Raw genomic sequence first — 24,031 nt, forward strand, 5'->3', positions numbered from 1 at the left:
GCCGCGAGCCAGTTTGGGAAGTCGAAGGCGGCGGTGATCGCTGAAGGCCAGATCAAGCAGACCTTCGCCGATGTCGCGGGCTGCGACGAAGCCAAGCAGGACCTGCAGGAAGTCGTCGAATTCCTGCGCCACCCCGAGCGTTACCACCAACTCGGCGCCCGCATTCCCCACGGCGTCCTGCTCGTCGGCCCTCCCGGCAGCGGCAAAACCCTGCTCGCCAAAGCTGTCGCTGGAGAAGCCAAAGTTCCCTATTACTCCATCTCCGGTTCCGATTTCGTCGAGATGTTCGTCGGCGTCGGGGCCGCCCGCGTCCGTGACCTGTTCGAGCAGGCCCGCAAAAGTGCGCCCTGCATCGTCTTTATCGATGAAATCGACGCGGTGGGCCGCAAACGCGGCGTGAGTTTGCAGGGCGGCAACGACGAACGCGAACAGACCCTCAATCAACTCTTGGTGGAGATGGACGGCTTCGGCAGTGGACAGGAAGTGATCATTCTGGCGGCCACCAATAGACCCGATGTGTTGGATGCGGCGTTGCTGCGTCCGGGGCGTTTTGACCGTCAGGTGGTGGTGGACGCGCCGGATGTGCGGGGCCGGGAAATGGTGCTGCGAATTCATGCCCGTAAAAAGCCGCTGGATGCCAGTGTGGATCTGGCACTGGTGGCCCGCAGAACGGCGGGGATGGTGGGGGCAGATCTGGAGAACCTGCTGAACGAAGCGGCGCTGTTGGCGGCGCGGGAAGGCCGGACGCGGATTACGGGGCGGGATGTGGATGAGGCACGGGACCGGGTCTTGATGGGGCCGGAACGCCGCTCGCTGGTGGTCCGGGAAGCCGACCGCAAGGTGACGGCCTACCACGAAGTCGGACATGCCCTCGCTGCCCAACTATTGCCGCACGCCAACCGGGTCGCCAAACTGACCGTGGTACCGCGTGGCCGTGCAGCGGGCTACATGATGCCCGACGCCGATGACCGCCTGCACGTCACGCGCCCAGCGCTGGAGGACATGATTGCGGTGGCGTTGGCGGGCCGCGCCGCCGAAGAGGTCATCTACGGCGAAGTCACCACCGGGGCACAGAACGACTTTCAGCAGGCCACCAACATTGCCCGCCGAATGGTCACGGAATGGGGCATGTCGGCCCGGATCGGCAAAGTGGCCCTTGCCAGCGATGACGGTAACTTTCTGGGCGGCGGTTCTCAGGCCATGCCCATCAGCGAGGCCACCGCTTTTGCCGTAGATGAAGAGGTACGCGCCCTGATCGATACCGCCTATGCCCGCGTACTGGATCTGGTGCAGGAGCATCTGGCCGCCATCCACGAAATCGTGACGGTTCTCATCCGGCGCGAGACCCTCAGCGGCGAGGAATTCAGCACCCTGCTGGCGGGAGGTCTGCTGGACGACCTCCCCGCACCTCTCCCGTTGGCGGGCGGCGGCTCTCCCCTGCCTGCCTGAGCACCATCTCAAAATTCAGAAAAGGAGGCTGCCGCGAGAGATTGACTCCTCGCGGCAGACTCCTGTGTACTCACCCTGCCGACAGGTGATCCTCAAGAGTCAGGGACGCTCTTCATGGCCCAGGCTTCAGGACGGGAAGGCGTATTCAGGTTTCGTCATCGTCCTCCGGGTCACGCGTCACACTGGGCTTGCTGGGCGCGTGGGTGCGGTCCTGACTGGTGCGCGGATCGGGGGCCAGATCGTCACGGGTGATCTTGATTTCTATGGGCGATCCACCAAAATTCAGCGAACGCTGCGGAAAGGGAATCTCGATTCCGGCCTGATCCATGGCGATTTTGATTCGGCGGTTGTACTCGCGCCCAATGGCGTACTGGCTTTTGGGCTGCACCTTGTACAGCGCCCGCAAGGTCACGCTATCGGGTGCAAGTTGGGTGACGCCCTGCATTTCCGGGGCTTCCAGAAAAAAGGGCCTCCAGTCGGGATCATTATAGATTTCGTTGCTTACGGCTTCCAGCACGCGCAGAGCGTCGTTGATATTGGCGGCGTAGGTCACGTTGACAGTCGCCACCACGCGGCTCCAGTCTTTGCTGCTGACACTGACCGTCAGAATCTGGCCGTTGGGAATGATATGCACCGTGCCGTCAAGCGCCCGCAGGGCCGTCACGCGCAGATTCAGCCGCTCCACGTTGCCCGAGAGCAGGCCGGTATTGACCGTGATCACATCGCCAATACCGTACTGGTCTTCCAGAAGAATAAAAAAGCCCGTGAACACGTCTTTGATCAGGCTCTGAGCGCCGAAGCCGACAGCCAACCCCAGCACCGACACGCCCGCCAGAAGGCCGGTGGCGTTCACCCCCAGCGTCTGCAGCCCTGCGATCAAACCAATGACCACCACCACAGCTTTCAGCGAGCTTTCGACCACGCCTTTCAGAGTCTGAATCCGTACGCTGCGGCGGTTGAATTCTTCTTCTGCCACGATCCGCGCCGACAGTGTGCCGATCAGATTCCAGGAGATCAGCGCCAGCGCCAGCACGACCACCGCCTGCCCCGCACTGTTGCGGAAGCCGCCCATAATGTCTTGCCCCAGATCAAACAGGAACGGCACCGAGGGCAGGTAAGCGACGTGTGTTGCCACCGCCAGCCAACCCACCGCGCAGATCAGCAGCCACAGCCCATTGAGCACCACAATCAAACGGCGGTCGATATGGGCTTCGAGCGCCCGCAGCAGAATGCGCCCAAAGCGGTACAGAGCGTAAGCCGTGAGTGCTGTGAGTGTTAAGCCCAACCACACCTGCGGCTTGGACAGTTGAATGGCTAAAGTATCCAGCATCCGCTCAATCTCTCATAGGTAGGTGAGTGATGCAGGCCAATGCAGCCTCTTGACCTTGCCGCGCCCCAAAGTTCGTGTGCTGGGCAGAAACAGAGCGTTCTTGGCTGACACGTTCTTTGCACTGGGCAGCTACTCACTGGGTAGCTACTTCTGTGCGAATGCCGCTTCCAGCTTGGGAATCAGTTGGGCTTCGTGGGCACGTGCGGCCCTCAGGAGGGCGTTCTTGACGGCTCTGGCATCGGCGCTGCCGTGCCCGATAAAGGCCAGCCCGCGCACGCCGACCAGAATGCTGGCCCCGTAGGTGCTGGGGTCCATCCGTTCGGCCAGCCCGCGCAGTGCGCCGCGCACCAACAGGCCGCCCAACTTGCTTTTCAGGGTGCTGCCCAGGGCCTCGCGGACCCACCCGAACAGCACCTTGGCTTCTCCCTCGGCCAGTTTCAGCACCACGTTTCCGGTAAATCCATCGGTCACCACGATGTCGGTGCTTCCCAGAAAGATGTCGCGGCCTTCGATGTTGCCGTGAAAGTTCAGGGTCTTGCCGTGCATATCGCGCAGCAGGGCGTGGGTTTCCAGCACCAGCGCACTGCCCTTGTGATCCTCCTCGCCAATGCTCAGGAGGCCCACCGTGGGATTATGTTTGTCTTCCACCACATGGAGATAAACACTGGCCAGCCGTGCCCACTGCGCCAGATACTGCGCTTTCACGTCGGCGTTGGCTCCGGCATCCAGCAGCGTGGTAAAGCCGGATTTGGCCGGGAGATGGGTCAGGATGGCGGGCCGGTCTACACCCTTGATGCGGCCCAGGGTCAGCAGAGCGCTTGCCATCGTTGCCCCGCTGTGGCCCATGCTGACGGCGGCGGCGGCCTTTCCGTCCTTCACCAGACGGGTACACACGTTGATGCTGGCCTCAGTGCGGCTCCGCACGTCGCTGGCGTGTTCATCCATCCCGATGACATCGGGGGCGTCCACGACCTCCAGAGGCAGGCTGGCGCTGCCCGCATATTTGCCCAGTTCGGCGTGCAGCTTGACGCGGTCGCCCACCAACAGCACCGACACGCCCGCACGGGCCGCCAGCACCGCGCCCTCGACATTCGGCAATGCACCAAAATCGCCGCCCACTGCGTCCAGCGCAATGGGTAAGGCGGCTTGGGCGTCAGGAGACTCCGCTTTAGCGGTCATCCGCATCAGTCAGCGCCGCTGACGTGTAAAAGGGCCGGGCCTCGGTGCCGCGTGTTTCTGTGCCTCTGCCGCCTTCGCTGGGCAGACGGTAGCCGGGACGCTCCACCTGCTCGCGAATATCCTTAAAATCCACGTAACCATCGGCGGCATTACGAAGTTCATAGCTGGTCATCTCGGGAATACTAGCAACTACCACGCGCTTACCTCGCGCCCGCAGCACCTCTACTGGGCGTTCAAAGTCACCGTCACCCGTCAGCAGCACTGCAGTATCGAAGCGCTCGGAAGTCGTCAGAAGATCGGTCACGATTTCAATATCAAGACTGGCCCGTCTGTGTGTATCGCCGTGTTCATCTGTATTTTCACGCAGTGGACGGGTACGTACCGTGTACCCCATGTATGTCAGCGCATCTATAAAGCGTTTTTGTTTATCGTCCATGGGAAGCGGTACAGCCGTGTAATAAAAGGCGTTGTACAACACGCCGTACCCTGCAAAATGCTCCAGGATCTTGCGGTGGTCAAAGTTCCAGCCCAGGCGTTTGGCCGCCGCATACACGTTTGCACCGTCAATAAATAATGCAATTCGTTCCATTTGAATTCCTTCCATCTGCCTTGCCTCCATCGAATCGGTGCTGCTGAATCTGACCCTGAAAATTGAATGTTCCGCCAGAAATAGAGGTGAGCTTTGGCGCGTTCCAGTTAAGGACGTTGCACTTAATATTGTGTTTTCCAGGACATCACCGGAACTGCCCTGCACTGTAGATCTGCGAGTCCATTCCCAGTGCAACGTCCTTTTTTGGGTCTCGCTCTGCTCGGTTAATCTAAAGATTAACTCCGACCTACTTAAGATAACGTACCCAACAAAAGAAAAGCAGGCCTACGGGTCAGTTCACGCCACGCTGAAGCTGTGGACGCGCCTGATCTATGTCAGAAGCCTGAAGCGCCGCCCAGACATCGGCCCGCAACTCAGTCAAATCGAGTCCAGCGTACTGTTCCGGTAAGGCGTCTAAATACTTTTCGGCCTTGATAAAATTGCGGTGGGCCAGACTGCCGTGATGCCAGCGCTTATGTAAGGCCGCTGCCAGCAAAATCAGAGCAGAGAGGCAGGCTCGCTCATCGCCCGTTGCCTGCAGCCACACTTCTTCCCACGCTTCATGCGCTTCCCACCAGTGGCCTGCATTGAACAGCGTGATTCCTTCCTGCCAACCCCCCACTTCAGTAGCATTCATGGTCCAACAGTAAGGCCGATTACAGCGTATGACTGAGCAATGAACAGTCGGTTAGCCTTATCCCCATACGCTGCCTATCTGCCCAGTATGCTCAGGCGTATACTTTATTTTATGAAGCCTGTAGAACTCTCTGACAGCAATTTTACCGCCGAAATCAGCGAAGGTCTGACCCTTGTCGATTTCTGGGCACCCTGGTGTGGCCCCTGCCGTATCATCGCCCCAGTTATCGAAGAACTGGCTGGACAGTACGAAGGCCGCGTCAAGATAGGCAAGCTGAACGTGGATGACAACCCTATGGTTCAGGGTCAGTACCGCGTGATGAGCATCCCCACGCTGATCCTGTTCAAGGACGGTCAGCCGGTAGAAGGCGTGGTCGGCGCACAGCCCAAGCGTGCCTTTGAAGCCCTGCTCGACAAGTACGCCGTCACCGCTCAGGTGCCCGCTGCCGCCGAAACCGTTTCCGCCAACTAAAGCACGTTCTGTCTGAACCGCCTCCAAGTTGGGGGCGGTTTTTTGTTGTCCAATTTGGGGGTGCTGGGTCCAAGGGTGGGAGAGGAAGTCCTTCAGACCTACCCACTCAGAAACGCACCACGTCCGGCGGTGTCCAGGCGTGCAGCGCCTCTCCCAGCAAAATCTCTCCCTCTTCCCATTCACCGTGCCCGCTGGCAACGTTGATGTGTCCCGCCTCGCCCGCCGATACCAACTCGGCTTCCCACGCCTGCGCAAATTCGGTGGCGCGGTCCATGCTGGCATACGGGTCGTTTTCGCTGGCAATGACCAGGGCCGGAAAAGGAAGCGGCTGCATCGGCACTGGGGCCATCTGGCACACCACCGGGTCGGTCTCCAGCATTCCGGGTTGCTCGGCGTCGGTGGGGGCCACCAGCAATGCCCCACGCACCCGCTCATGGCCGCCGTACAGCGCCGCCCAATGCACGATGGTCAGCACGCCGCAGGAATGGCCCGCCAGAACAAGGTCGCCGGGAGTGGAGTCTATGGTTTCCTGGAGCCGCGCCGACCAGCCTTCAGGCGTGGGGTCTTCCCAGTCATCTTGCACCACGCGGGCCGCACCAAATTTGGTTTCCCACAGCGTTTGCCAGTGCTGCGGCCCACTGTCGCCAAGGCCAGGAACAATGATCAGGGTTGGGGTCATGGCGCAAGGGTAGCAGAGGCAGAGGACAAAGAAAAAACTCCCCGCACAAGGCAGGGAGCGTTTGCAAGTTTTGAACTGTGCAGAGCTTTAGACGAGTTCGATCAGGGCCATCGTCACACCGTCGCCACGGCGGGTGCCGATGCGGAGGATGCGCGTATAGCCGCCGGGACGCTCGGCGTACTTGGGAGCCACTTCGTCCATGACCTTACGAACCACGGCGTTATCGTGGATGTCGCGGGCCACCAGACGGCGGGCGTGCAGGTCGCCACCTTTGGCGGTGGTAATCAGCTTCTCAACGTAAGGACGAAGCTCTTTGGCTTTCGTGAGGGTCGTTTGGATACGGCCTTCACGCAGCAGTGCCGTGGCTTGGGCGCGGGCCAAAGCGGTACGGGCGCTGCTGTTGCGGTTGAGCTTGCGGCCACTTCTACCGTGACGCATGGGAATTCTCCTTAGGAATCAGGCGTTGCCACCTGGAATAAGTCTGCTGGATTCAGTCTCGGAGTGCGAGGCCAAACTGGGCAAGCTGCTGTTTGATCTCGTCGAGGCTGCGCTCACCGATACCGGGAACCTTTTTGAGGTCGCGGTCGGAGAGGGCGCACAGGGCGTCCACGCTGTCGATGCCTTCTTCTTTCAAAGAGTGCAGGACGCGGGTGGTGAGGCCCAGGCCTTCGAGGGTCACGCGGGGCGTGTCGAGATCGGCGGGATAAGGCTGAGGGTTGATGCTCAGTTCAGGCTGACGGGGCAGGTCATACACGCTGGGCGCGGCGGGCGCGGCAGGCGTGTACACAGGCGTCTGCACTTCCGGCGCGAGGGCCGGGAGCGTCTCGACGTTGCCGAACACTGTCAGTTCATCACGGAGGATCTCGACAGCCTTGTCGAGCGCTTCTTGCGGCGTAGTACTGCCGTCCGTCCAGACCCGGATAATCAGGCGGTCAAGGTCGGTCTGCTGTCCCACGCGGGTGTTTTCCACGTGATAAGCCACACGGCGCACCGGAGAGAACATCGCGTCAACGGGAATAGAGTTGATGCGGTCTTTGGTGGCGTGCTTGTCGGCTGGCACATATCCTTCGCCTTCTTCCACACGAACTTCCATCACCAGTTTGCCGTCTTCGGCAAGGGTGGCGATGTGCAGGTCGGGGTTGACGATTTCGGCGTCGCTCGGAACCTCGAAGGCGCTGGCCCGCACGATCCCTTCACCCTGCGCACGCAGCGTCAGGGTCTTGGGACCGGGGGTATGAAAACGCACGACCATTTCCTTGAGGTTCAGAATCAGCTGAATGACGTCTTCTTTGACGCCAGGAATCGTGCTGAATTCGTGGAGGACGTCTTCGATGTACACGCTGGTGACAGCGGTACCGGGGATCGAAGACATCAGGATGCGGCGGACAGGATTCCCGATGGTGACGCCGTAACCGCGCGTGAGCGGCTCTAGGACAAATTCGCCGTAATCGCCGTCCACGCGGGCTTTGAGTTGAGGGCGCTTCTGATCCACTGGGGCCTCCGTGTTAACGCGAGTAGTACTCGATGATGAAGTTCTCGTTGATTGGCAGCGCGAGATCTTCTCGGGCGGGCAAACGGGAGAACGTGCCAGTGAACGTTTCAGGATTCAGCTCGACCCAGGGGCTGACACGGCGGCGCTTCTGCGCTTCCATGTTTTCCTGAATGAAACCGATCTGGCGGCTCTTCTCACCGATGGTGATTTCGTCACCGATTTTGACGCGGTAAGAGGCGATGTCGACCTTCTTGCCGTTCACGAAAATGTGACCGTGACCCACAAATTGACGGGCCTGACGGCGGGTGCTGGCGAAGCCCATGCGGAAGACGACGTTGTCGAGGCGGCGCTCCAGCAACTGCAGGAACACCGTACCGGTCACGCCGGGCACGTTGGCCGCTTCCTCAAAGAGGTTGCGGAACTGCTTCTCGCCCATGCCGTACAGACGCGCCAGCTTCTGCTTTTCGCGCAGGCGGATGGAGTAGTCGCTGGGGCGACCCTTGCGGCGCTGACCGTGCTGGCCGGGGCCGTAAGGACGCTTGTCCAGATACTTCTGAACTTTTTCAGTCTCCGCGAGGTTAATTCCTTCGCGGCGGCTCTGTTTGGTAATGGAACCACGGAAACGACCCATGTTACGAACTCCTTAGCGGTCTGGCCCTGTAGGCTGACCGGGTCTGCGGCCCTCTGGTGCCCGTTTCCTTGCCGGTGGTGCGGCTTTCCCGGCTCAAAGGCCGAGGTGGAAACGGGGCAGGTGGGCGCGCGCGTGTGCTTTAAGCGCGGTGCTTTTTCTTGGGGCGGCAGCCGTTGTGCGGCACGGGGGTGTCGTCCATGATGGACTTCACTTCGATACCACTGGCCTGAATCGCGCGGATGGCCTGTTCACGGCCGGAGCCGCTGCCACGCACGATCACGTCAACGATGTTCATGCCGAAGGTCTGTTGGGCCTTCTTCACGGCGTCGGCGGCGGCGAGCTGGGCAGCGTAGGGGGTGCCCTTCTTGCTGCCCTTGTAGCCGATCGTGCCGCCACTGGACCACGCGACAGAGTTGCCTTCGAGGTCAGTGATGGTGACGATGGTGTTGTTGTAGCTCGCGTGGACATAAGCGCGGCCTGCGCTGATGTTGCGGCGAGCGCGACGGGGGGTCTTGCCTTTGGTGGATTTTGCCATGGCTTATTACTTCCTCGCCGCTTTCTTCTTACCGGCGACCGTTTTGCGCGGGCCCTTACGGGTACGAGCATTCGTCTTGGTGCGCTGGCCGCGCACGGGCAGGCCACGGCGGTGACGCAGACCACGGTAAGCGCCGATGTCCATCAGACGCTTGATGTTCTGGCCCACTTCGCTGCGGAGGTCGCCTTCGACCTTGTAGGTCTTCTCGACGGCTTCACGCAGGGTGGACTGCTCGGCTTCGGTCAGGTTCTTGACGCGGGTATCGGGGCTGATGCCGGTACGGGCCAGAACTTCCTTGGCGCGGGTCAGGCCAATGCCGTAGATGTAGGTCAGACCGATTTCGATCCGCTTTTCGCGGGGAAGGTCGACGCCTGCAATACGGGCCATTAGCCTTGCCTCTGCTTGTGCTTGACATTGGTGCAGATGACCAACACGCGCCCGTGGCGGCGGATCACCTTGCAGTTGTCGCACATTTTCTTGACACTGCTGCGAACTTTCATGCTTCCTCCTCGCGCCGCCGAACCGCCATCCATCCTGATGGCTGCTTAGCTGCGCTCGACCCTCTGGCCTGCACGCTGGCAGAAACAGAGAATCTAATTGGGCAACAAACCCCTGAACCTACGCGTGCGCCGCTCTCAGCATGTGCCTGTGGCCGAGGCCGAGACCCAAACTGCAACTGCGCCTCCACAAATTCCGCCTGAAGCCGGAGCTTCGGGGCGTTATTTGCGGTAGACGATGCGCCCACGGCTGGTGTCGTAGGGGCTGATTTCCAGAACCACACGGTCTCCGGGCAAAATACGGATGTAGTGAATTCGCATTTTACCGCTGATGTACGCCAGCAGGTCGTGTCCAGTGTCCAGCTTCACGCGGAACGTGGTGTTCGGCAAAGCCTCCTCCACGACGCCCTCGGCCCGAACGGTATCGGACTCTTCCTTCTTACGCTTTTCCCGCTGTTCCGGCATTTTTCGTCTTGCCACGCAACCTCCAGGCTTGATGCAAGCCAAACGTAAAGGTATCACACCTGGGAACGGTCAGCAAGGATAAAGAGAGATTAAAATCAGGATTGCTGCGGGTGTCCATCAGATTTGGACACCAGGGCACTCGGCGGCGAAAAAGACCTATCTGGCAGCTTGCAACACATCCTGCATGACGCGCCACAGCAATTCCGGAACAGTCTGAAAGCTGTACGGCGCGTGAATACGCTCCAACCGCTGATGATAGTCGCGTCCCCAGGGGCCGATATTGACGATGGGGAATTCCAGGGCATCGGCGGGTACGGGATCAACGTGGGCCGGATGCGGCGTCTGCTCGCGCAGACAATCCTGTTCGGGCAGATTGGCCGCCTGTCCCAGAAAGCTCATATCGGAGATTCCGGCGAAGTGACCGCGTACCCGTAGACTCAGGCCCGTTTCCTGCGCCAGATCCTGTGCGTGGCGTCCTACAGCCGCCTTCAGAATCCTATCGGCTGCTTGATCGCCCAGGTGAGTATGTGGGTAATGCAGCGCCCCAAAACCGAGGATAACGGCGGGGCCGTCCAGTCCGGCCAAGCCCATCAGTGCCACCGTCACTTCGCGGCTGGCCCGCAGGGGATCAGGGCCAGAGAGGGTCGATTCGATCCGCAGCCGCACAGCTTCGGCTCCCACTCTGGCGTCGGCCAGGGCGCGCAGTTCGCCGAACGTCAAGACGCTGGGACGCTGCACCGTCAGTCGCGCAGCATTCAGGCTGCCTGCCCCCGCTGCCCGCCGTGCAAATTCGGCCTGTGACGAGGCCGCGACCTCTTCCGCCAGACTGCGGAACAGGGCCAGAACCTCACTTGGCTGGCGCTGCACAGTCAGGACGTTGAAGGCACACCAGATCCAGGCGGGGGTGGTCACGTCGTACTGAGTACGGCTGTCGCGCAGTTCCAGACAGGCGGGCGCCGCGGCTTCGCCCTGTTCCGAGCGGTCAGCCAGTTCTGGGTTGGCTTCCACCCGGCGCAGCAATTCGGCAGCCATCAGACTGGCGCTCACGCCGTCGAAGGGGTAGGCCGCGTGCGTCGGGCAGCCCACCACCAACGCCGACAGCAGCACCTTGCCCACAGTGCCGAGATACGCCGCTCTCCCCTCTTCTCCACTCCCCACATCAGCGGTGGCATCCAGATTCAGGCCTGCCACCAGTTGTAGGTTGCGGCGGGCGGCAATGTCGGGCAGATCATGGGCCACCGCCCGCGCTCCGCTGGAACGGCCTTCTTCGTCTGGAGTCGCCACAAACAGCAGATTGCCGGGACGCTGCTCCAGCGGCAATCTGCTGTAGTGCTCCAGTACAGCCAATCCTGCTGCCAGACCGCCTTTCATGTCCAGCAGACCACGTCCGGGCAGGAAGTCACCCGACTGAAGATCAGCGAGGGCCAACCGCTCCTGTGCCTCCAGACCACGGGTGACTGACTGTACCTCCAGCGTTTCCCGCATTGCCTCCAGCAGCGCTTCGGTTTCTCCGGCCAGCGGTTGCCACACGCCGTAATCGTCGGTGCTGACCGTATCGTAATGGCCTGCCAGCAGCACGGTTTGCGTGCCCTGACCTTCCACCAACGCATATATATTCCAGGCGTCATGGCCGGAACGGGCGCGGCCCAGCCACACGTTCTCTGGGTGAGCGGCAAAGATCGGCCAACGCCTCAGCTCGGCTTCCAGCAGGCCCGCGAAGGCCGTCTCTCCGGGTTGCCCGGTCACACTGGGCCAACTGGTCAGCAGCAGCGCCAGTTCGCGGGCGCGGGCAAACCAATCGCCCTGCACCGTTGATGTAGGCAGAGGGGCAGTCATGTGATCACCCCACTGTTGGGCCAGCCCCGCAAACTGTTCGATGGCTGACCGACACCTACAAGCAACCCTGAGTGCAACATGAAGCTTAGTTTAAGGCTCGGTACCAGTTTCTTCTAGCACCCATTGACTGAACTTTTTGGTCATATCAGGAGGCAATAGACGGCGAACAGGCGGATCAGGGAAACTGCTCCCAAATCCGCCTGAGTTACCTCTCTCCTGTAAAACGTCACGGCAATGCCGAACCTCAGTTCAGCGTGCTGGAAATCCGGCTGTAGACCTCGTCCATCGTGCCCACGCCGTCCACTGTTTTCAGGTGGCCCCGCGCCGCGTAATAGTCAATCAGGGGGCGGGTCTGCTCGCGGTACACGTTCTGGCGTTCGCGGGCTACCGCTTCGGTATCGTCGTCGCGGCCACTGGTCTTGCCGCGCTCCACGATCCGGGCAATCAGCAGGTCGTCGGGAACTTCCAGCAGAGGCACGGCGCTGATGGGTGCCCCCAACTCCTCAAGCAACATGTCGAGTTCCTGCGCCTGTGCGGTGGTGCGGGGAAAACCATCGAAGATAACCCGGACGCTGTCCATGCTGGCGAGGCGATCACGGATCAGGGCCATCAACAGATCATCAGGCACCAATTTTCCAGCCTTCATCAGTGGACCGGCCTGCTGCCCCAGTTCGGTGCCGCGCTCCACGTGGTCGCGCAGAATATCTCCGGTACTGATCTTGACGAGTTGCTGCTCGTGGGCGAGGCGCTCGGCCTGCGTGCCTTTACCTGCACCGGGCGGGCCGAGAAAAATCACGACTTTGTTTTTGGATGTGGTCAACGTAGTCCCCCTTCTTTGGGTGTACAGCATAAGGTGAACTGGGCACCTATGCAGCGGGCCTGATCAGAAGTGTTCCCAGACAGGTGACGAAAAACGAGGGTGCACACAGAAAAACCGCCCACCCAGACGAGGGCGAGCGGCCTTACAAGAATTGAGATCAGTTGTTGAGTCTGCCGCGAATCCGGCCTTTGGTAATGAATCCGTCGTAACGGCGAACCGTCAGTTGGGCTTCCAGTTGCTTGAGGGTTTCGAGCGCCACACCCACGATGATCAGCAGACCTGTGCCCGAGAACTGGAAGGTGGTGATGCCCGTGGCCCGCTGCACGATCTGGGGCAAAATAGTCAGGATGACCAGGAAGACTGCGCCCCACAGGCTCAGGCGGCCACTGATTCCGCCCAGGAATTCGGCGGTGGGCGTACCGGGCCGGACACCCGGAATGAACCCTCCCGCCTCGCGCAACTGCTCACTGATACGCTTGGGATCAAACTGCACACTGTTGTAGAGGTAAGTGAAGCCGAAAATCAGCAGTCCCTCTAGGGCCAGATACAGGGGCTGACCAAACACCAGATTCGACTGAATCCAGGCGTTCACAGCGGGCGCACGTGTCGCCGTCGCTGTAGCAATCAGGTTGGGAATGATCAACATGGCGCTGGCGAAAATGACCGGAATCACGCCCGCCTGGTTGACCTTGATAGGCAGCCAGGTGGCCTGTCCACCCATATTCCGTACTGCGCCAGTCGGTGCTCCGCCCCGCGCACGGGCATAGGTCACCGGTACACGGCGTTCACCCTGATAGACATACACGATTCCGGCGATAGTGACCAGAATAACAGCCACGAAGACCAGAATTCGGACCACACTGGTCTGCTCGGTATTGAGCAGTTGACCGGTGGCCGCAATTTCACGTGGGTAGTTGGCGATGATGCCCGAAGTGATGATCAAGCTGATGCCGTTGCCCACACCAACTTCGGTGATACGCTCGCCAATCCACATGGTAAAGGCGATACCGGCCACCTGCGTCAGCACCATCACCACAGTCGTGAAGATGCCGGGGTCCCATCCCACAGCCACATAAGCTGGATTGCTGGTGATGAACAGAGAGAAGAACAGCGCCTGCGCCGTACCCAGCCCGACAGCGGCGTAGCGGGTGAACTGGTTGATCTTCTTGCGCCCTTCTTCGCCCTCTTTACTGAGCTTTTCCAGAGCAGGCACAGTGGTGGTCAGCAGCTGAATCACGATACTGGCCGTGATGTAAGGCAGCACGCCCAGCGCAAAAATCGAGAACTGCGAAAGATTGCCGCCCGAAATCAGGCTGATTAACCCGAAAAGGCCACCTGAGGTGGCCGATTCGAGCGCTGCGGTGTTGACGCCGGGAGTGGGAATGGTGCTTCCCAAGCGGTAGACCGCCAGCAGCAGCAGGGTGAAGACAATCTTCCGCCGAAGGTCCGGAATCCGGAACGCGTCGCGGAAGGCGCGGAGCATTTAGCCCGCCTTCTCGTCGTTTTGGTTGTCGCTGCCCTTCACTTCAGGCAAGATGACCTTGCCGCCAGCTGCTTCCACAGCTGCAATAGCTGCGGCGCTAGCAGCGTCCACATACACCGTTACGGCGCGGGTCAGTTCGCCACTGGAGAGCAACTTCACAGGCCAGTTCTTGCGGCGCACCAGACCGGTCAATTCCAGCGCTTCGCGGTCCAGCACGTCCATGCCAGTTGCCTCGAGGTGCGAGAGTTTCACGATTTCGTAGGTGGTGCCGACGTTATTGAATCCGCGCTTGGGCAGACGGCTGATCAGGGTGCTGCGGCCACCTTCGAAGAAGGAACCCTTACCAGCGCCGCTGCGCGACTTCTGACCCTTGTGACCGCGTCCGGCAGTCTTGTCAGTGCCGCCGGGGCCGCGTCCTACCCGCTTGCGGTTCTTGCGGCTCCCCTCGGAGGGCTTCAGTTCGTGGAGCTTCACCCTTCTACCTCCAGCATGTGCTGCACAGTCTTGACCATGCCGCGAATGGCGGGCGAATCGTTGAGGACGCGGGTATCGCCAATTTTACGGAGACCCAACGCCTTCACGGTAGCGACCTGACTGGCGCGGCGGCCAATCACGCTGCTCTTCAGAGTGATCTTGATGGATGCCATTATTGAGCACCTCCGGCGGGTTGCGCGGCTGCGGCAGGCTCGCCGCGCAGGGCGCGAACTTGCTTGGCAGTACGCAGGTTCTTGAAGCCGTCAAACACGGCATACGCCACGTTGATTCGGTTCCGGCTTCCAAGTTCCTTCGAGAGCATGTTGGTGATCCCGGCCAGTTCGGCAATCGAACGGGGCACGGTGCCCGCGATGACGCCCGTACCGGGGCCTGCGGGTTTCAGCAGCACGCGGCTGGTCGAGTTCACACCGACGATGTCGTGCGGAATGGTTCCGTTTTCGACAGGGACGGTGATCATGTTCTTGCGGGCAATCGCTTTGGCTTTCTCGATCGCCACGGGCACTTCCTTGGCCTTGCCGATGCCCATGCCCACGCGACCGTTACGGTCACCGAGGATCACGAGTGCGGCGAAGCGGAAGCGGCGTCCACCCTGGTAGGTTTTGGACGTGCGGTTCACGAACAGCATCTTCTCTTCGAATTCGCTGGTTTCGCGTTCGCGGTCATTGCGACGATTAAAAGTCAAGGCCACCCTCCCGCGCTGCGTCTGCGAGCGCCTTCACACGTCCGTGGTAGCGGTACTGACCACGGTCGAACACAACCTGCTTGACACCCTTGGCGGTCGCGGCTTCGGCCAGGGCCTTGCCCACTGCGGCGGCGGTGTCGGTTTTGGTGCCAGTCTTGAGGGCGCTGCTGCTGGCCGAAGCCAACGTGGTGCCACTGGCATCATCGATAATTTGGGCGTAGATATGCTTGCTGGAGCGGAACACGCTGAGGCGTGGGCGCTCGCCAGCGGCAACGCGCACCTTGCGGCGGGCGCGGAGCTTGCGGCGGATGGTGGTCTGGGTCGCCATTATTTCTTCCCTTTCCCGCCCGTCGCACCGGCTTTACCGGCCTTCAGGGCAATTTGCTCGCCAACGAAACGCACACCCTTGCCGTGATAGGCGTCGGGCTTGCGAACCTTGCGGACATTGGCGGCCACCTGGCCGACCAGTTGCTTGTCGATTCCGCTCACGTCGATCTTGGTGGGTTCAGGCACCGCAAAAGTCACGCCAGCAGGAGGATCGATGATGACGGGGTGGCTGTAGCCGATAGCCAGTTCCAGAACCTTGCCGTTCAGCTTGGCACGGTAACCCACGCCACGCAGTTCGAGGTTGATGGTAAAGCCGTCGCTCACGCCTTTGACAGCGTTGGCGACCAGCGTACGGGTCAGGCCGTGAAGGGCGCGGTGACGCTGAGCATCGCTGGGACGCTCGACGAGCAAGGTGCCGTCTTCGTGCTTGATGGTGAGGTCTTGGTTGAAGGGAACGCTAAGTTCGCCTTTGGGACCCTTGACCTTGAACACGCCATTGGCTGTGCTCGCGGTGACGCCGTTGGGTACGGCGATAGGTTGTTTACCGATACGGGACATCTTGTCTCCTTAAATGCAGAGCCGGTGGGCTGGTGCGTGGCTCCGTGGTCAGGGATAGGGCGGTCAGTACAGCGGAAACAGCAAGAAATCAGTTGAATTGGCAGACGCCGAAGCGTTTACCAGAGCACGCAGATAACTTCGCCGCCGATTCCCTGTTTACGGGCTTCGCGGTCAGGCAGCAGACCTTTGCTTGTGGACACGATAGCCACACCAAGGCCGCGCTGGATGCGGGGCAGGCTGTCGGCGCTCACGTACGCACGGCGACCAGGACGGCTGATGCGCTCGATGTGCTTGATGACCTGCTCACGCTTGTGGCCGTATTTCAGGGTCACGCGCAAGACATCAAACTTTTGGCCTTCAGGACGGGTACGCTCGACAGAAGCAACGTAGCCTTCCTTGACGAGCAACTTGGCAAGCTCTTCTTTGAACTTAGAGGCCGGGATGTCCACGGTCTCTTTGAACGTGCGCGTCGCGTTGCGAATGCGCGTGAGCATGTCGGCGATAGGATCACTCAGCATGTTTTTCCTCCGGGGGCGTATGCAAGGCACAGAGGCCCCGGCGGGTGGCCCGTCACCTGTCTGATGGCGGGCCGAGTCTTCCCTTGAAAATTGGGTTTGGCATCCAAACGGAGCGCCTTACCGCTTCTTCTGTTGGGTCATATCCCAGTCCCAGACGATCACCGCCCAAATGCCCTGTGGTGCCTTTCAGCCTTTGGGGCGGGCGGTTCGTATCCGGGTGGGGCCTACAAGGTTCGCATCCTGGCTGGCCGGAGCCACACCAGAGGGCGAGATCTTACCAGCTGCTCTTTTTAACGCCCGGCAATTCGCCTTTGTGTGCCAATTCGCGGATGCAAATGCGGCACAGGCCGAAGAACCGGTAGTAGCTGCGGGCACGGCCACAGCGGGAGCAGCGGTTGTAGTTTTGCACGGCAAATTTCATGCCGCGCTCTGCCTTCACAACTTTAGAGGTGTTCGCCATATACTTCCTTATTTACCGGAGACTGATTAACCGGTTATTTCCGGAACGGGAGACCCATCGCCTGAAGCAGTGCGCGGGCTTCCTCGTCGGTCTTCGCGGTGGTCACGATAGTGATGTCCATACCGCGCACCCGGTCCACCATATCATAAGTGATCTCGGGGAAGATCAGCTGTTCCTTGATGCCGAGGTTGTAGTTGCCACGTCCGTCGAACGCGTTGGGGTTGATTCCACGGAAATCACGGATGCGGGGCAGGCCGATGTTGATCAGCTTCTCCAGGAACACGTACATACGCTCGCCGCGCAGCGTGACCTTCACACCGACGGGCATGCCCTGACGGAGTTTGAAGTTGGAGATGCTCTTCTTGGCCTTGGTGATGATGGGCTTCTGAAGGGTGATCAGTGCCAATTCCTTGGCAGCTTTGTCGATGGCCTTACTGTCTTCCTTGGAAGCGCCGAGGCCCTCGTTAATCACGATCTTTTCGATACGGGGCGCAGCCATGATGGATGAATATCCAAATTGCTGCACCAGCGCGGGCCGGACTTGCTCGTTGTACTTGCCTTTCAGGGTCTGCATGCTGCCTCACGGGGTTCGGGCGATACTGTTAGATAACGTAAGAGCCGCCCAGGTCACGCATTGGGCGCGTGACCCTGAGATTCAGTCGATGACTTTGCCGCTACCGACAGCGACGCGGACTTTCTTGCCGTCCACGATCTGCTTGCGGATGCGGGTGGCCTTGCCGGTTTCGGGATCAACGAGAGCCACTTTGCTGGCGTGAACTGCACCTTCGCGCTTTTCGATGCCGCCCTGGGGGCTGCTGGCGCTGGGTTTCACGTGCTTAGTGACCATGTTGACGCCTTCGACCACAACTTTGGCATCACGGGGCAAGGCGAGCAGGACTTTACCAGTCTGGCCCTTGTCCTTGCCGCGCAGCACGATGACGGTGTCACCCTTTTTCACGTGCAGCTTGTCGTTGTGGTGAGAGCCTGCGCTAGGAAGAGGCATTACAAGACCTCCGGAGCGAGCGACACGATTTTCATGAAGCGGCGGTCACGCAGCTCGCGGGCCACTGGCCCGAAGACGCGGGTGCCGCGAGGCTCGCCCTGATTGTTGATGATGACGGCGGCGTTCTTGTCGAAACGGATGGTGCTGCCGTCGGCACGCTTGATGGCGTGGCTGGTACGCACGACGACGGCTTTCACCACGTCACCGGCTTTCACAGCACCGCGGGGCGCGGCGTCTTTCACGCTGGCGACGATGATGTCACCGACGTGGGCGTAGCGCTTGTTACCGCCGCCGCCCGTCGTCAGACCTTTGCCACCGATGCCGCTGTTCAGCACGCGGATGCACATGATTTCGCGTGCGCCGCTGTTGTCCGCCACGTCAAGGCGGGATTGAGGCATGATCATGCGTTACCGCCTTCAGTTTCCACAGCCGTGGTTTCGATGCCGCGGGGACGCTCGATCAGCTTGGTGACCTTCCAAGTTTTGGTCTTGGAGATAGGACGCACGGCGATAATCTCGACGCGGTCCCCAGTCTTGTATTCGTTGGCTTCGTCGTGGGCAGCGTATTTATGGCTGCGGGTCACGATCTTGCCGTACAGGGGGTGGGCGAAACGGCGCTCGACCTTGACGCTCACGGTCTTGTCGGCCTTGTCGCTCACCACGACGCCTGTGAAGGTCTTTTTCATTTCTGCTCTCCAGCGGCGCTGCCGAGTTCACCACGAATGGTGTTCAGCTGAGCGACTTCGCGGCGGAGTTGCGTAACGCGGTGAGGCTGGGCCAGAGTGCCCATGGCCGCCTGAAAGCGCAGCTCCATCAATTCTTTCTTGCGGGCATCGATTTCTTTTTTGAAATCGGCAGCCTGCAAACTACGCATCTCACTGGGCTTCATCGTAAACCTCGCGCTTGACCATCTTGGTCTGGATGGGCAGCTTGTGTCCGGCCAAACGGAAGGCTTCCTTGGCCTGCTCTTCGGTCACGCCCGAAACCTCGAACATCACGCGGCCCGGCTTCACGACGCTGACCCAGAATTCCACGGCACCCTTACCTTTACCCATTCGGGTTTCGGCGGGCTTCTTGGTCACGGGCTTGTCGGGGAAGATACGGATGTAGATCTTGCCCCCACGGCGGAAGTGACGGCTCATCACGATACGGCAGGCTTCGATCTGGTTGGAACGAACCCATGCAGCTTCGAGGGCGATCAGGCCGTAGTCGCCGAAGGCAACGTAGTCGCCGCCCTTGGCGTCACCGGTCATCCGGCCGCGGTGCTGCTTACGGTACTTGGTGCGCTTCGGGAGAAGCATCACTCACCTCCGCGCCGCGCGGTAGGACGGCGGCGGTTCGTGCGGGGACGGTCTCCGCCTTCGGGGCGGCGATCATCGCGGCGGGGGGGACGGGCCAACGTTTCCGTGCGGCCACCGATGACTTCACCGTTGAACACTAGGACTTTGATGCCCAGGATGCCGTAGGTGGTGCGGGCCAGCGCGGTGCCGTAGTCGATATCGGCACGCAGGGTGTGCAGGGGCACGCGGCCTTCCAACACTTTTTCCGTACGGGCCTGCTCGGCTCCGCCCAGACGGCCTGACAGGATGATCTTGACGCCACGGGCGCCCGATTCCATCACGCGCTGCGCGGCCTGCTTCATGGCGCGGCGGAAGGCGAAGCGGCGCTCGATCTGCTCGGCGATACGCAGGGCCACCAGAGGCGCACTGATGTTGGGGTTGGGGATTTCCGCGACGTTGACGGCCACGGTTCCAGCAGACACCAATTTCTCGATGTCGCCGCGCAGACCCTTGATGGAGTCGCCGCCCTTACCGATCACGATGCCAGGCTTGGCAGCGCTGATGATCACGTTGACCTGCTGACCGGCACGCTCGATTTCGATGCGGGCGATTCCGGCAGCGGCCAGCTTCTTGTTGACGAGGTTACGAATCTTCTCGTCTTCTTTCAGCAACTTGGCGTACTGCTTCTTGCCCGCGTACCAGCGGCTGTTCCATCCACGGGTAATACCGAGGCGAAAGCCGTTCGGGTTAATCTTGTTACCCATTACTTGTTCCCCTTCCCGGTGTTACGAACCGTGGCGACCCGCTCGCCCACGATGATGGTGATGTGGCTGGTGCGCTTTTTCAGGATGTTGGCGCTACCACGGGCACGGGGAATCAGGCGCTTGAGGGTCGGGCCCACATCGACGTAAGCCGCCGTGATAACCAGACGCTCTTCGAGCATGTCGTCGTTGTGCAGGGCGTTGGCCTTGGCGCTGTTGAGCACCTTGGCAACCGGCTCGCTGGCGGCGCGGGGGATAAAGCGCAACAGGTCTTCGGCATCGCGTACGCTCTTGCCGCGGATCACGTCGACCACCAGACGCACTTTACGGGGGCTCATGCGCACGTAACGGGCGATGGCCTTGCCGGGAGTACGCAGCTTGACGTTCTGCTTGCGCTCTTTCTTGTTGCGGAAGGTCTGTTCGGGGGCACTAGGAGCGCTCATTTCTTCTTGCTCCCCTTGGTGTTCTTGTCTGCGCCGTGGCCGCGGTAGCTGCGGGTGGGCGAGAATTCACCGAGTTTATGGCCGATCATCTGCTCGTTCACGAACACGGGCACATGCTGCTTGCCGTTGTGCACAGCAATGGTGTGACCGATCATTTCGGGAACGATGGTGCTGCGGCGGCTCCACGTCTTGATGACGCGTTTTTCCTTGCGGTCGTTCTGGGCGTCCACCTTTTTCAGGAGGTGGTCATCCACGAACGGCCCTTTCTTCAGGCTACGGGGCATGTTCTACCCTCCTTACTTCCCGCCGCGGCGGGTGATGATAAAGCGGTCGCTGACCTTGCGCTTGCGACGGGTCTTCAGACCCTTAGCAAGTTGACCCCAAGGGCTTACCGGCTGGCGGCCTGCACCAGTACGGCCTTCACCACCGCCGTGTGGGTGATCCACCGGGTTCATGGCGCTGCCTCGTTGGTGAGGCTTGCGGCCAAGCCAGCGGCTGCGTCCGGCTTTACCGAGGTTGATGTTCTTGTGCTCGGCATTGCCGACTGCGCCGATGGTGGCGTAGCACTCGGTATGCACGCGGCGGAGTTCACCGCTGGGCAGACGCAAGATGACGTACTCGCTTTCTTTACCCTGCAACTGAATGCTGGTTCCGGCGCTGCGGGCCAACTGTGCGCCTTTACCAGGCACGAGTTCCACGGCGTGTACAACGGCACCCACAGGCACGAAGCGCAGGGGCAGCGCGTTGCCGACCTTGGGTTCGGCTTCGGGGCCAGTGCCCACGGTCATGCCAACGGCCAGACCTTCGGGAGCAAGGATGTAACGCTTTTCGCCGTCGGCGTAGGCCAACAGAGCGATGCGGGCGCTGCGGTTGGGATCGTACTCGATGGAGGCGACCTTGGCGTTCACGCCCGACTTGTCGCGGCGCTTGAAGTCGATGATGCGGTAGAGGCGCTTGTGTCCGCCGCCGATGAAACGGCTGGTGATGCGTCCACGGTTGTTACGTCCACCGGTTTTGGGGAGGGCTTCGGTGAGTGCCTTTTCGGGGCGCTTCTTGGTCAGTCCGCTGAAGTCTGCCGTCGTCATCTGGCGACGCGACGGGGTATAGGGACGGTATTTCTTGACGGCCATATTCAACGTCTCCTTAGATCTGGCTCTCGAGCGCGTCGATCTTCTGGCCGTCCGCGAGGCGCACGATGGCCTTCTTGCGGTCTGCACGGTGCCCGATAAACTTGCCCACACGCTTGCGCTTGCCGGTCACGTTCATGGTGCTGATGCCCACGACCTTGACGCCAAACACGCTCTGTACGGCGGCCTTGATCTCGGTCTTGGTGGCCGAAGGGGTCACCCAGAACGTGTACACGCCGCGCTCCATGCCCGCGTAGGCTTTCTCGCTGACCACAGGCTGCTTCAGGATGTCGTAGTGGTTCACTGGGCTACCTCTTCTTCCATTTCTTCGTGGGCAGGTTCCAGAGCGACGGCATCGATGATCAGACGGTCATGACGCAGGATGTCGTAGGCGTTGAGGCCAGCGACAGGCATCACGGTAGCCCAGGGCACGTTGCGAGCGCCCTGACGGGCCTGCGCGTCGTCGGTCACGAGCAATACGCGCTCGGTTCCGTCGAGACCGTTCTGGGCGGCCCAAGAAACGAAGCTCTTGGTCTTGCCGTCCAGGTTGAAGCCGTCCACGGCCAACAACTTGCCAGTTTCCTGACGGTCAGCGAGGGCCATTGCGAGGCCCAACTGACGTACCTTGCGGGGCAGGGTGTAGCTGTAGCTGCGGGGCTTGGGGCCGAAGGCCGTGCCGCCGCCCACGAAGGTCGGAACGCCACGGTCGCCGTGACGGGCGTTGCCGGTGCCCTTCTGGCCGTACATCTTCTTGCCGGTCGCGCTGACCTGAGCACGGGTTTTGGTGCTGGCCGTGCCACGGCGGCGGCTGGCAAGCTGCCAGGTCACCACATCGTGCAAGATGTTGACATTGACTTCGGGCAGGTCGAGGTCAATGGTGCGACCCCCGTTCTGACCGATCACGTTGATCTGCGCCACGTTACTTGCCTCCCTTGGCGGCTTGGCGCAGAACCACGAGTCCACCGTTCGCACCGGGCACTGCGCCCTTCACGAGGATGATGTTCTCACTGGCACGCACTTCGACCACTTCGAGGTTTTGCACGGTGATGCGCTCCATCCCCATGTGGCCCGCCATTTTCTTGCCCTTGTACACACGGCCGGGCGTTTTGCGCTGGCCGATGGAGCCGGGGCGACGGTGCCACTTTTTGGAACCGTGGCTGGCCGGACCACCCTTAAAGTTCCAGCGCTTCATGACGCCCTGGAAGCCTTTACCCTTGCTGGTGCCCGTCGCGTCGATCTTCTCGCCTTCAGCGAAAATATCTACGTTGATGGTGTCGCCGTCGGGGTTGAAGTCGCGGAATTCACGCAGGAAGCGCACGGGGCTGACCCCGGCCTTCTTGAAGTGACCTGCGGCGGGGCGGTTGACGCGCTTTTCGCTCTTGGGCGCAAAGCCGATCTGCACGGCCTCATAGCCGTCACGCTGCGCGGTCTTGCGCTGCACGACGGGGCAGGGGCCAGCCAGCACCACCGTCACCGGAACGGCGCGGTCGCCCTTCCAGATCTGGGTCATGCCGATCTTGGTACCGAGGATGCCCTTGGTCATGCGCGGCCACCCACGGTCTTGATCTCGATGTCGACGCCGGTCGGCAGGTCGAGGGTCATCAGGCTGTCAATCGTCTTTTTGGTGGGGTTCATGATGTCCACCAGACGGTTGTGCGTGCGGATCTCAAAGTGCTCGCGGCTGTCCTTGTTCACGAAGGGCGAGCGCAGCACGCAGAAGCGGCGGATGCGGGTAGGCAGCGGCACAGGTCCGCTGACATCCGCCCCGGTACGCCGGACCGTGTCCACGATCTTGCTCGCAGACTGGTCCAGCGCCTTGTGGTCGAAACCACGCAGTTTGATACGAATCTTCGGGGCGACCATGACTTACTCCAGGACCTTGGCGACGACGCCAGCGCCGACGGTGCGGCCACCTTCGCGGATGGCGAAGCGCAGGCCTTCTTCCATGGCGATGGGCTTGATCAGCTCGACCACAAACGTCACGTTATCGCCGGGCATCACCATTTCCACGCCTTCGGCCAGTTCCACCACGCCCGTCACGTCCGTCGTGCGGAAGTAGAACTGAGGACGGTAGCCCCCGAAGAACGCGCTATGACGTCCACCCTCGTCCTTGGACAGGATGTACACGCTCGCTTCGAACTTGGTGTGCGGCTTGATGCTGCCGGGCTTGGCCAGCACCTGACCACGCTCGACATCGTCACGCGCCACGCCACGCAGCAGCACGCCCACGTTGTCGCCCGCCATGCCCGAATCCAGCAACTTGCGGTGCATTTCGATTCCCGTCA

At 60.9% G+C, this 24,031-nt stretch carries 39 protein-coding genes; 2 read left to right on the forward strand and 37 right to left on the reverse strand.

Features of this window, described 5'->3' with window-relative positions:
- On the forward strand, positions 1-1,449 hold a 1,449-nt coding region (gene ftsH, locus F561_RS26385), incomplete at its 5' end, for an ATP-dependent zinc metalloprotease FtsH (protein ID WP_019012063.1).
- Positions 1,450-1,594: 145 nt separating this feature from the next.
- Here the strand turns inward: ftsH and F561_RS0121645 are convergent.
- The 4 genes from F561_RS0121645 to F561_RS0121660 all read right to left on the reverse strand — a co-directional run bounded on the left by F561_RS0121645 (position 1,595) and on the right by F561_RS0121660 (position 5,184).
- Positions 1,595-2,779, reverse strand: a complete 1,185-nt coding sequence (locus tag F561_RS0121645; RefSeq protein ID WP_019012064.1) for a mechanosensitive ion channel family protein — start codon at positions 2,777-2,779, stop codon at positions 1,595-1,597.
- Between the two features lie 144 nt (positions 2,780-2,923).
- Positions 2,924-3,958 carry a phosphate acyltransferase PlsX gene (gene plsX, locus F561_RS0121650; RefSeq protein WP_019012065.1) on the reverse strand — a complete coding sequence of 345 codons (1,035 nt, stop codon included), beginning with the start codon at positions 3,956-3,958 and terminating at the stop codon, positions 2,924-2,926.
- On the reverse strand, positions 3,948-4,547 hold the full coding sequence (locus F561_RS0121655) for a LabA-like NYN domain-containing protein (RefSeq protein WP_040381588.1): 600 nt from the start codon (positions 4,545-4,547) through the stop codon (positions 3,948-3,950). The genes plsX and F561_RS0121655 overlap by 11 nt, the downstream gene beginning before the upstream one ends.
- 292 nt (positions 4,548-4,839) lie before the next feature.
- Positions 4,840-5,184 (reverse strand): DUF309 domain-containing protein, encoded by a 345-nt coding sequence (locus F561_RS0121660; RefSeq protein ID WP_019012067.1) that lies wholly within the window; start codon positions 5,182-5,184, stop codon positions 4,840-4,842.
- A gap of 111 nt (positions 5,185-5,295) precedes the next feature.
- Here F561_RS0121660 and trxA point away from each other — a divergent pair, with 111 nt between their 5' ends.
- On the forward strand, positions 5,296-5,655 hold the full coding sequence (gene trxA, locus F561_RS26390; protein WP_019012068.1) for a thioredoxin: 360 nt from the start codon (positions 5,296-5,298) through the stop codon (positions 5,653-5,655).
- Between the two features lie 106 nt (positions 5,656-5,761).
- Here trxA and F561_RS0121670 read toward each other — a convergent pair whose 3' ends face one another.
- The 33 genes from F561_RS0121670 to F561_RS0121830 all read right to left on the reverse strand — a co-directional run.
- Positions 5,762-6,334 (reverse strand): RBBP9/YdeN family alpha/beta hydrolase, encoded by a 573-nt coding sequence (locus tag F561_RS0121670; protein ID WP_019012069.1) that lies wholly within the window; start codon positions 6,332-6,334, stop codon positions 5,762-5,764.
- A gap of 87 nt (positions 6,335-6,421) precedes the next feature.
- Entirely contained in the window at positions 6,422-6,772 is a 351-nt protein-coding gene (rplQ, locus tag F561_RS0121675; protein WP_019012070.1) for a 50S ribosomal protein L17, read from the reverse strand.
- Positions 6,773-6,824: 52 nt separating this feature from the next.
- Entirely contained in the window at positions 6,825-7,826 is a 1,002-nt protein-coding gene (locus tag F561_RS0121680) for a DNA-directed RNA polymerase subunit alpha (protein ID WP_019012071.1), read from the reverse strand.
- Between the two features lie 13 nt (positions 7,827-7,839).
- Complete coding sequence (gene rpsD / locus F561_RS0121685; RefSeq protein WP_019012072.1) at positions 7,840-8,457, reverse strand: 30S ribosomal protein S4; 618 nt, start codon at positions 8,455-8,457, stop codon at positions 7,840-7,842.
- Between the two features lie 139 nt (positions 8,458-8,596).
- The gene (gene rpsK / locus F561_RS0121690; RefSeq protein WP_019012073.1) at positions 8,597-8,992 is read right to left on the reverse strand and encodes a 30S ribosomal protein S11; all 396 of its coding nucleotides are present in this window, start codon (positions 8,990-8,992) and stop codon (positions 8,597-8,599) included.
- Positions 8,993-8,998: 6 nt separating this feature from the next.
- Complete coding sequence (gene rpsM, locus F561_RS0121695; RefSeq protein ID WP_019012074.1) at positions 8,999-9,379, reverse strand: 30S ribosomal protein S13; 381 nt, start codon at positions 9,377-9,379, stop codon at positions 8,999-9,001.
- On the reverse strand, positions 9,379-9,492 hold the full coding sequence (gene rpmJ, locus F561_RS0121700) for a 50S ribosomal protein L36 (RefSeq protein ID WP_019012075.1): 114 nt from the start codon (positions 9,490-9,492) through the stop codon (positions 9,379-9,381). The genes rpsM and rpmJ overlap by 1 nt, the downstream gene beginning before the upstream one ends.
- A gap of 219 nt (positions 9,493-9,711) precedes the next feature.
- Entirely contained in the window at positions 9,712-9,954 is a 243-nt protein-coding gene (gene infA, locus F561_RS0121705; protein WP_019012076.1) for a translation initiation factor IF-1, read from the reverse strand.
- Positions 9,955-10,110: 156 nt separating this feature from the next.
- Positions 10,111-11,790, reverse strand: a complete 1,680-nt coding sequence (locus tag F561_RS0121710) for a M20/M25/M40 family metallo-hydrolase (RefSeq protein ID WP_026299132.1) — start codon at positions 11,788-11,790, stop codon at positions 10,111-10,113.
- Between the two features lie 244 nt (positions 11,791-12,034).
- Entirely contained in the window at positions 12,035-12,610 is a 576-nt protein-coding gene (locus F561_RS0121715; RefSeq protein WP_026299133.1) for an adenylate kinase, read from the reverse strand.
- 157 nt (positions 12,611-12,767) lie between these two features.
- Positions 12,768-14,093: a preprotein translocase subunit SecY gene (gene secY, locus F561_RS0121720; RefSeq protein WP_019012079.1), complete on the reverse strand. Its 1,326-nt coding sequence runs from the start codon at positions 14,091-14,093 to the stop codon at positions 12,768-12,770.
- A complete protein-coding gene (gene rplO / locus F561_RS0121725; RefSeq protein WP_019012080.1) occupies positions 14,094-14,567 on the reverse strand; it encodes a 50S ribosomal protein L15 in 474 nt (157 codons plus the stop codon). It lies immediately after the preceding gene.
- Positions 14,564-14,731 (reverse strand): 50S ribosomal protein L30, encoded by a 168-nt coding sequence (gene rpmD, locus F561_RS0121730; RefSeq protein WP_026299134.1) that lies wholly within the window; start codon positions 14,729-14,731, stop codon positions 14,564-14,566. Before rpmD ends, rplO begins: the two co-directional genes overlap by 4 nt.
- Positions 14,732-14,739: 8 nt before the next feature.
- Entirely contained in the window at positions 14,740-15,270 is a 531-nt protein-coding gene (rpsE, locus tag F561_RS0121735) for a 30S ribosomal protein S5 (protein WP_026299135.1), read from the reverse strand.
- Entirely contained in the window at positions 15,260-15,598 is a 339-nt protein-coding gene (rplR, locus tag F561_RS0121740) for a 50S ribosomal protein L18 (RefSeq protein WP_019012083.1), read from the reverse strand. The genes rpsE and rplR overlap by 11 nt, the downstream gene beginning before the upstream one ends.
- Entirely contained in the window at positions 15,598-16,155 is a 558-nt protein-coding gene (gene rplF / locus F561_RS0121745; protein WP_019012084.1) for a 50S ribosomal protein L6, read from the reverse strand. The genes rplR and rplF overlap by 1 nt, the downstream gene beginning before the upstream one ends.
- Positions 16,156-16,271: 116 nt before the next feature.
- A complete protein-coding gene (gene rpsH / locus F561_RS0121750) occupies positions 16,272-16,673 on the reverse strand; it encodes a 30S ribosomal protein S8 (protein ID WP_019012085.1) in 402 nt (133 codons plus the stop codon).
- A 274-nt stretch (positions 16,674-16,947) separates the two neighbouring features.
- Positions 16,948-17,133, reverse strand: a complete 186-nt coding sequence (locus tag F561_RS0121755) for a type Z 30S ribosomal protein S14 (RefSeq protein WP_019012086.1) — start codon at positions 17,131-17,133, stop codon at positions 16,948-16,950.
- 34 nt (positions 17,134-17,167) lie between these two features.
- Positions 17,168-17,707: a 50S ribosomal protein L5 gene (rplE, locus tag F561_RS0121760; protein ID WP_019012087.1), complete on the reverse strand. Its 540-nt coding sequence runs from the start codon at positions 17,705-17,707 to the stop codon at positions 17,168-17,170.
- 81 nt (positions 17,708-17,788) lie between these two features.
- Positions 17,789-18,136 carry a 50S ribosomal protein L24 gene (gene rplX, locus F561_RS0121765; RefSeq protein ID WP_019012088.1) on the reverse strand — a complete coding sequence of 116 codons (348 nt, stop codon included), beginning with the start codon at positions 18,134-18,136 and terminating at the stop codon, positions 17,789-17,791.
- Positions 18,136-18,540 carry a 50S ribosomal protein L14 gene (gene rplN, locus F561_RS0121770; RefSeq protein ID WP_012693995.1) on the reverse strand — a complete coding sequence of 135 codons (405 nt, stop codon included), beginning with the start codon at positions 18,538-18,540 and terminating at the stop codon, positions 18,136-18,138. Before rplN ends, rplX begins: the two co-directional genes overlap by 1 nt.
- On the reverse strand, positions 18,537-18,821 hold the full coding sequence (gene rpsQ, locus F561_RS0121775; RefSeq protein WP_019012089.1) for a 30S ribosomal protein S17: 285 nt from the start codon (positions 18,819-18,821) through the stop codon (positions 18,537-18,539). The genes rplN and rpsQ overlap by 4 nt, the downstream gene beginning before the upstream one ends.
- A complete protein-coding gene (gene rpmC / locus F561_RS0121780; RefSeq protein ID WP_019012090.1) occupies positions 18,818-19,024 on the reverse strand; it encodes a 50S ribosomal protein L29 in 207 nt (68 codons plus the stop codon). The genes rpsQ and rpmC overlap by 4 nt, the downstream gene beginning before the upstream one ends.
- Positions 19,011-19,436 carry a 50S ribosomal protein L16 gene (gene rplP, locus F561_RS0121785; protein ID WP_026299136.1) on the reverse strand — a complete coding sequence of 142 codons (426 nt, stop codon included), beginning with the start codon at positions 19,434-19,436 and terminating at the stop codon, positions 19,011-19,013. The genes rpmC and rplP overlap by 14 nt, the downstream gene beginning before the upstream one ends.
- A complete protein-coding gene (gene rpsC / locus F561_RS0121790) occupies positions 19,436-20,179 on the reverse strand; it encodes a 30S ribosomal protein S3 (protein WP_019012092.1) in 744 nt (247 codons plus the stop codon). The genes rplP and rpsC overlap by 1 nt, the downstream gene beginning before the upstream one ends.
- Positions 20,179-20,619 carry a 50S ribosomal protein L22 gene (gene rplV, locus F561_RS0121795; protein ID WP_019012093.1) on the reverse strand — a complete coding sequence of 147 codons (441 nt, stop codon included), beginning with the start codon at positions 20,617-20,619 and terminating at the stop codon, positions 20,179-20,181. Before rplV ends, rpsC begins: the two co-directional genes overlap by 1 nt.
- On the reverse strand, positions 20,616-20,903 hold the full coding sequence (gene rpsS / locus F561_RS0121800) for a 30S ribosomal protein S19 (protein WP_019012094.1): 288 nt from the start codon (positions 20,901-20,903) through the stop codon (positions 20,616-20,618). Before rpsS ends, rplV begins: the two co-directional genes overlap by 4 nt.
- 12 nt (positions 20,904-20,915) lie before the next feature.
- Positions 20,916-21,749: a 50S ribosomal protein L2 gene (rplB, locus tag F561_RS0121805; protein WP_019012095.1), complete on the reverse strand. Its 834-nt coding sequence runs from the start codon at positions 21,747-21,749 to the stop codon at positions 20,916-20,918.
- 13 nt (positions 21,750-21,762) lie between these two features.
- A complete protein-coding gene (locus tag F561_RS0121810; protein WP_019012096.1) occupies positions 21,763-22,050 on the reverse strand; it encodes a 50S ribosomal protein L23 in 288 nt (95 codons plus the stop codon).
- Positions 22,047-22,664, reverse strand: a complete 618-nt coding sequence (gene rplD, locus F561_RS0121815; protein ID WP_019012097.1) for a 50S ribosomal protein L4 — start codon at positions 22,662-22,664, stop codon at positions 22,047-22,049. Before rplD ends, F561_RS0121810 begins: the two co-directional genes overlap by 4 nt.
- A 1-nt stretch (position 22,665) precedes the next feature.
- A complete protein-coding gene (rplC, locus tag F561_RS0121820) occupies positions 22,666-23,289 on the reverse strand; it encodes a 50S ribosomal protein L3 (RefSeq protein ID WP_019012098.1) in 624 nt (207 codons plus the stop codon).
- Positions 23,286-23,609, reverse strand: a complete 324-nt coding sequence (gene rpsJ, locus F561_RS0121825) for a 30S ribosomal protein S10 (RefSeq protein ID WP_014685998.1) — start codon at positions 23,607-23,609, stop codon at positions 23,286-23,288. Before rpsJ ends, rplC begins: the two co-directional genes overlap by 4 nt.
- A 3-nt stretch (positions 23,610-23,612) precedes the next feature.
- A partial coding sequence (locus F561_RS0121830; RefSeq protein WP_019010091.1) for an EF-Tu C-terminal domain-related protein occupies positions 23,613-24,031 on the reverse strand: 419 nt, incomplete at its 5' end.

The organism is Deinococcus aquatilis DSM 23025, assembly GCF_000378445.1.
In the GTDB taxonomy this organism is placed as follows: Bacteria; Deinococcota; Deinococci; order Deinococcales; family Deinococcaceae; genus Deinococcus; species Deinococcus aquatilis.

Bases quoted from the DNA above. Each gene is read 5' to 3' on its own strand.
- rplC (WP_019012098.1), bottom strand. From the start codon at position 23,289: ATGACCAAGGGCATCCTCGGTACCAAGATCGGCATGACCCAGATCTGG.
- rpsQ (WP_019012089.1), bottom strand. From the start codon at position 18,821: ATGAAAAAGACCTTCACAGGCGTCGTGGTGAGCGACAAGGCCGACAAG.
- plsX (WP_019012065.1), bottom strand. From the start codon at position 3,958: ATGACCGCTAAAGCGGAGTCTCCTGACGCCCAAGCCGCCTTACCCATT.
- F561_RS0121655 (WP_040381588.1), bottom strand. From the start codon at position 4,547: ATGGAACGAATTGCATTATTTATTGACGGTGCAAACGTGTATGCGGCG.
- trxA (WP_019012068.1), top strand. From the start codon at position 5,296: ATGAAGCCTGTAGAACTCTCTGACAGCAATTTTACCGCCGAAATCAGC.
- F561_RS0121710 (WP_026299132.1), bottom strand. From the start codon at position 11,790: ATGACTGCCCCTCTGCCTACATCAACGGTGCAGGGCGATTGGTTTGCC.
- rpsH (WP_019012085.1), bottom strand. From the start codon at position 16,673: ATGCTGAGTGATCCTATCGCCGACATGCTCACGCGCATTCGCAACGCG.
- rpsC (WP_019012092.1), bottom strand. From the start codon at position 20,179: ATGGGTAACAAGATTAACCCGAACGGCTTTCGCCTCGGTATTACCCGT.
- rplE (WP_019012087.1), bottom strand. From the start codon at position 17,707: ATGCAGACCCTGAAAGGCAAGTACAACGAGCAAGTCCGGCCCGCGCTG.
- rplR (WP_019012083.1), bottom strand. From the start codon at position 15,598: ATGGCGACCCAGACCACCATCCGCCGCAAGCTCCGCGCCCGCCGCAAG.
- rpsJ (WP_014685998.1), bottom strand. From the start codon at position 23,609: ATGGTCGCCCCGAAGATTCGTATCAAACTGCGTGGTTTCGACCACAAG.
- F561_RS0121660 (WP_019012067.1), bottom strand. From the start codon at position 5,184: ATGAATGCTACTGAAGTGGGGGGTTGGCAGGAAGGAATCACGCTGTTC.
- rplF (WP_019012084.1), bottom strand. From the start codon at position 16,155: ATGTCCCGTATCGGTAAACAACCTATCGCCGTACCCAACGGCGTCACC.
- rpsM (WP_019012074.1), bottom strand. From the start codon at position 9,379: ATGGCCCGTATTGCAGGCGTCGACCTTCCCCGCGAAAAGCGGATCGAA.
- secY (WP_019012079.1), bottom strand. From the start codon at position 14,093: ATGCTCCGCGCCTTCCGCGACGCGTTCCGGATTCCGGACCTTCGGCGG.
- rplQ (WP_019012070.1), bottom strand. From the start codon at position 6,772: ATGCGTCACGGTAGAAGTGGCCGCAAGCTCAACCGCAACAGCAGCGCC.
- F561_RS0121670 (WP_019012069.1), bottom strand. From the start codon at position 6,334: ATGACCCCAACCCTGATCATTGTTCCTGGCCTTGGCGACAGTGGGCCG.
- F561_RS0121645 (WP_019012064.1), bottom strand. From the start codon at position 2,779: ATGCTGGATACTTTAGCCATTCAACTGTCCAAGCCGCAGGTGTGGTTG.
- rplB (WP_019012095.1), bottom strand. From the start codon at position 21,749: ATGGCCGTCAAGAAATACCGTCCCTATACCCCGTCGCGTCGCCAGATG.
- rplP (WP_026299136.1), bottom strand. From the start codon at position 19,436: ATGCTTCTCCCGAAGCGCACCAAGTACCGTAAGCAGCACCGCGGCCGG.
- F561_RS0121755 (WP_019012086.1), bottom strand. From the start codon at position 17,133: ATGGCGAACACCTCTAAAGTTGTGAAGGCAGAGCGCGGCATGAAATTT.
- infA (WP_019012076.1), bottom strand. From the start codon at position 9,954: ATGCCGGAACAGCGGGAAAAGCGTAAGAAGGAAGAGTCCGATACCGTT.
- rplX (WP_019012088.1), bottom strand. From the start codon at position 18,136: ATGCCTCTTCCTAGCGCAGGCTCTCACCACAACGACAAGCTGCACGTG.
- rpsK (WP_019012073.1), bottom strand. From the start codon at position 8,992: ATGGCAAAATCCACCAAAGGCAAGACCCCCCGTCGCGCTCGCCGCAAC.
- rpmC (WP_019012090.1), bottom strand. From the start codon at position 19,024: ATGAAGCCCAGTGAGATGCGTAGTTTGCAGGCTGCCGATTTCAAAAAA.
- rpmJ (WP_019012075.1), bottom strand. From the start codon at position 9,492: ATGAAAGTTCGCAGCAGTGTCAAGAAAATGTGCGACAACTGCAAGGTG.
- rpsD (WP_019012072.1), bottom strand. From the start codon at position 8,457: ATGGGTCGTTTCCGTGGTTCCATTACCAAACAGAGCCGCCGCGAAGGA.
- rplV (WP_019012093.1), bottom strand. From the start codon at position 20,619: ATGAGCGCTCCTAGTGCCCCCGAACAGACCTTCCGCAACAAGAAAGAG.
- rpsS (WP_019012094.1), bottom strand. From the start codon at position 20,903: ATGCCCCGTAGCCTGAAGAAAGGGCCGTTCGTGGATGACCACCTCCTG.
- rplN (WP_012693995.1), bottom strand. From the start codon at position 18,540: ATGATCATGCCTCAATCCCGCCTTGACGTGGCGGACAACAGCGGCGCA.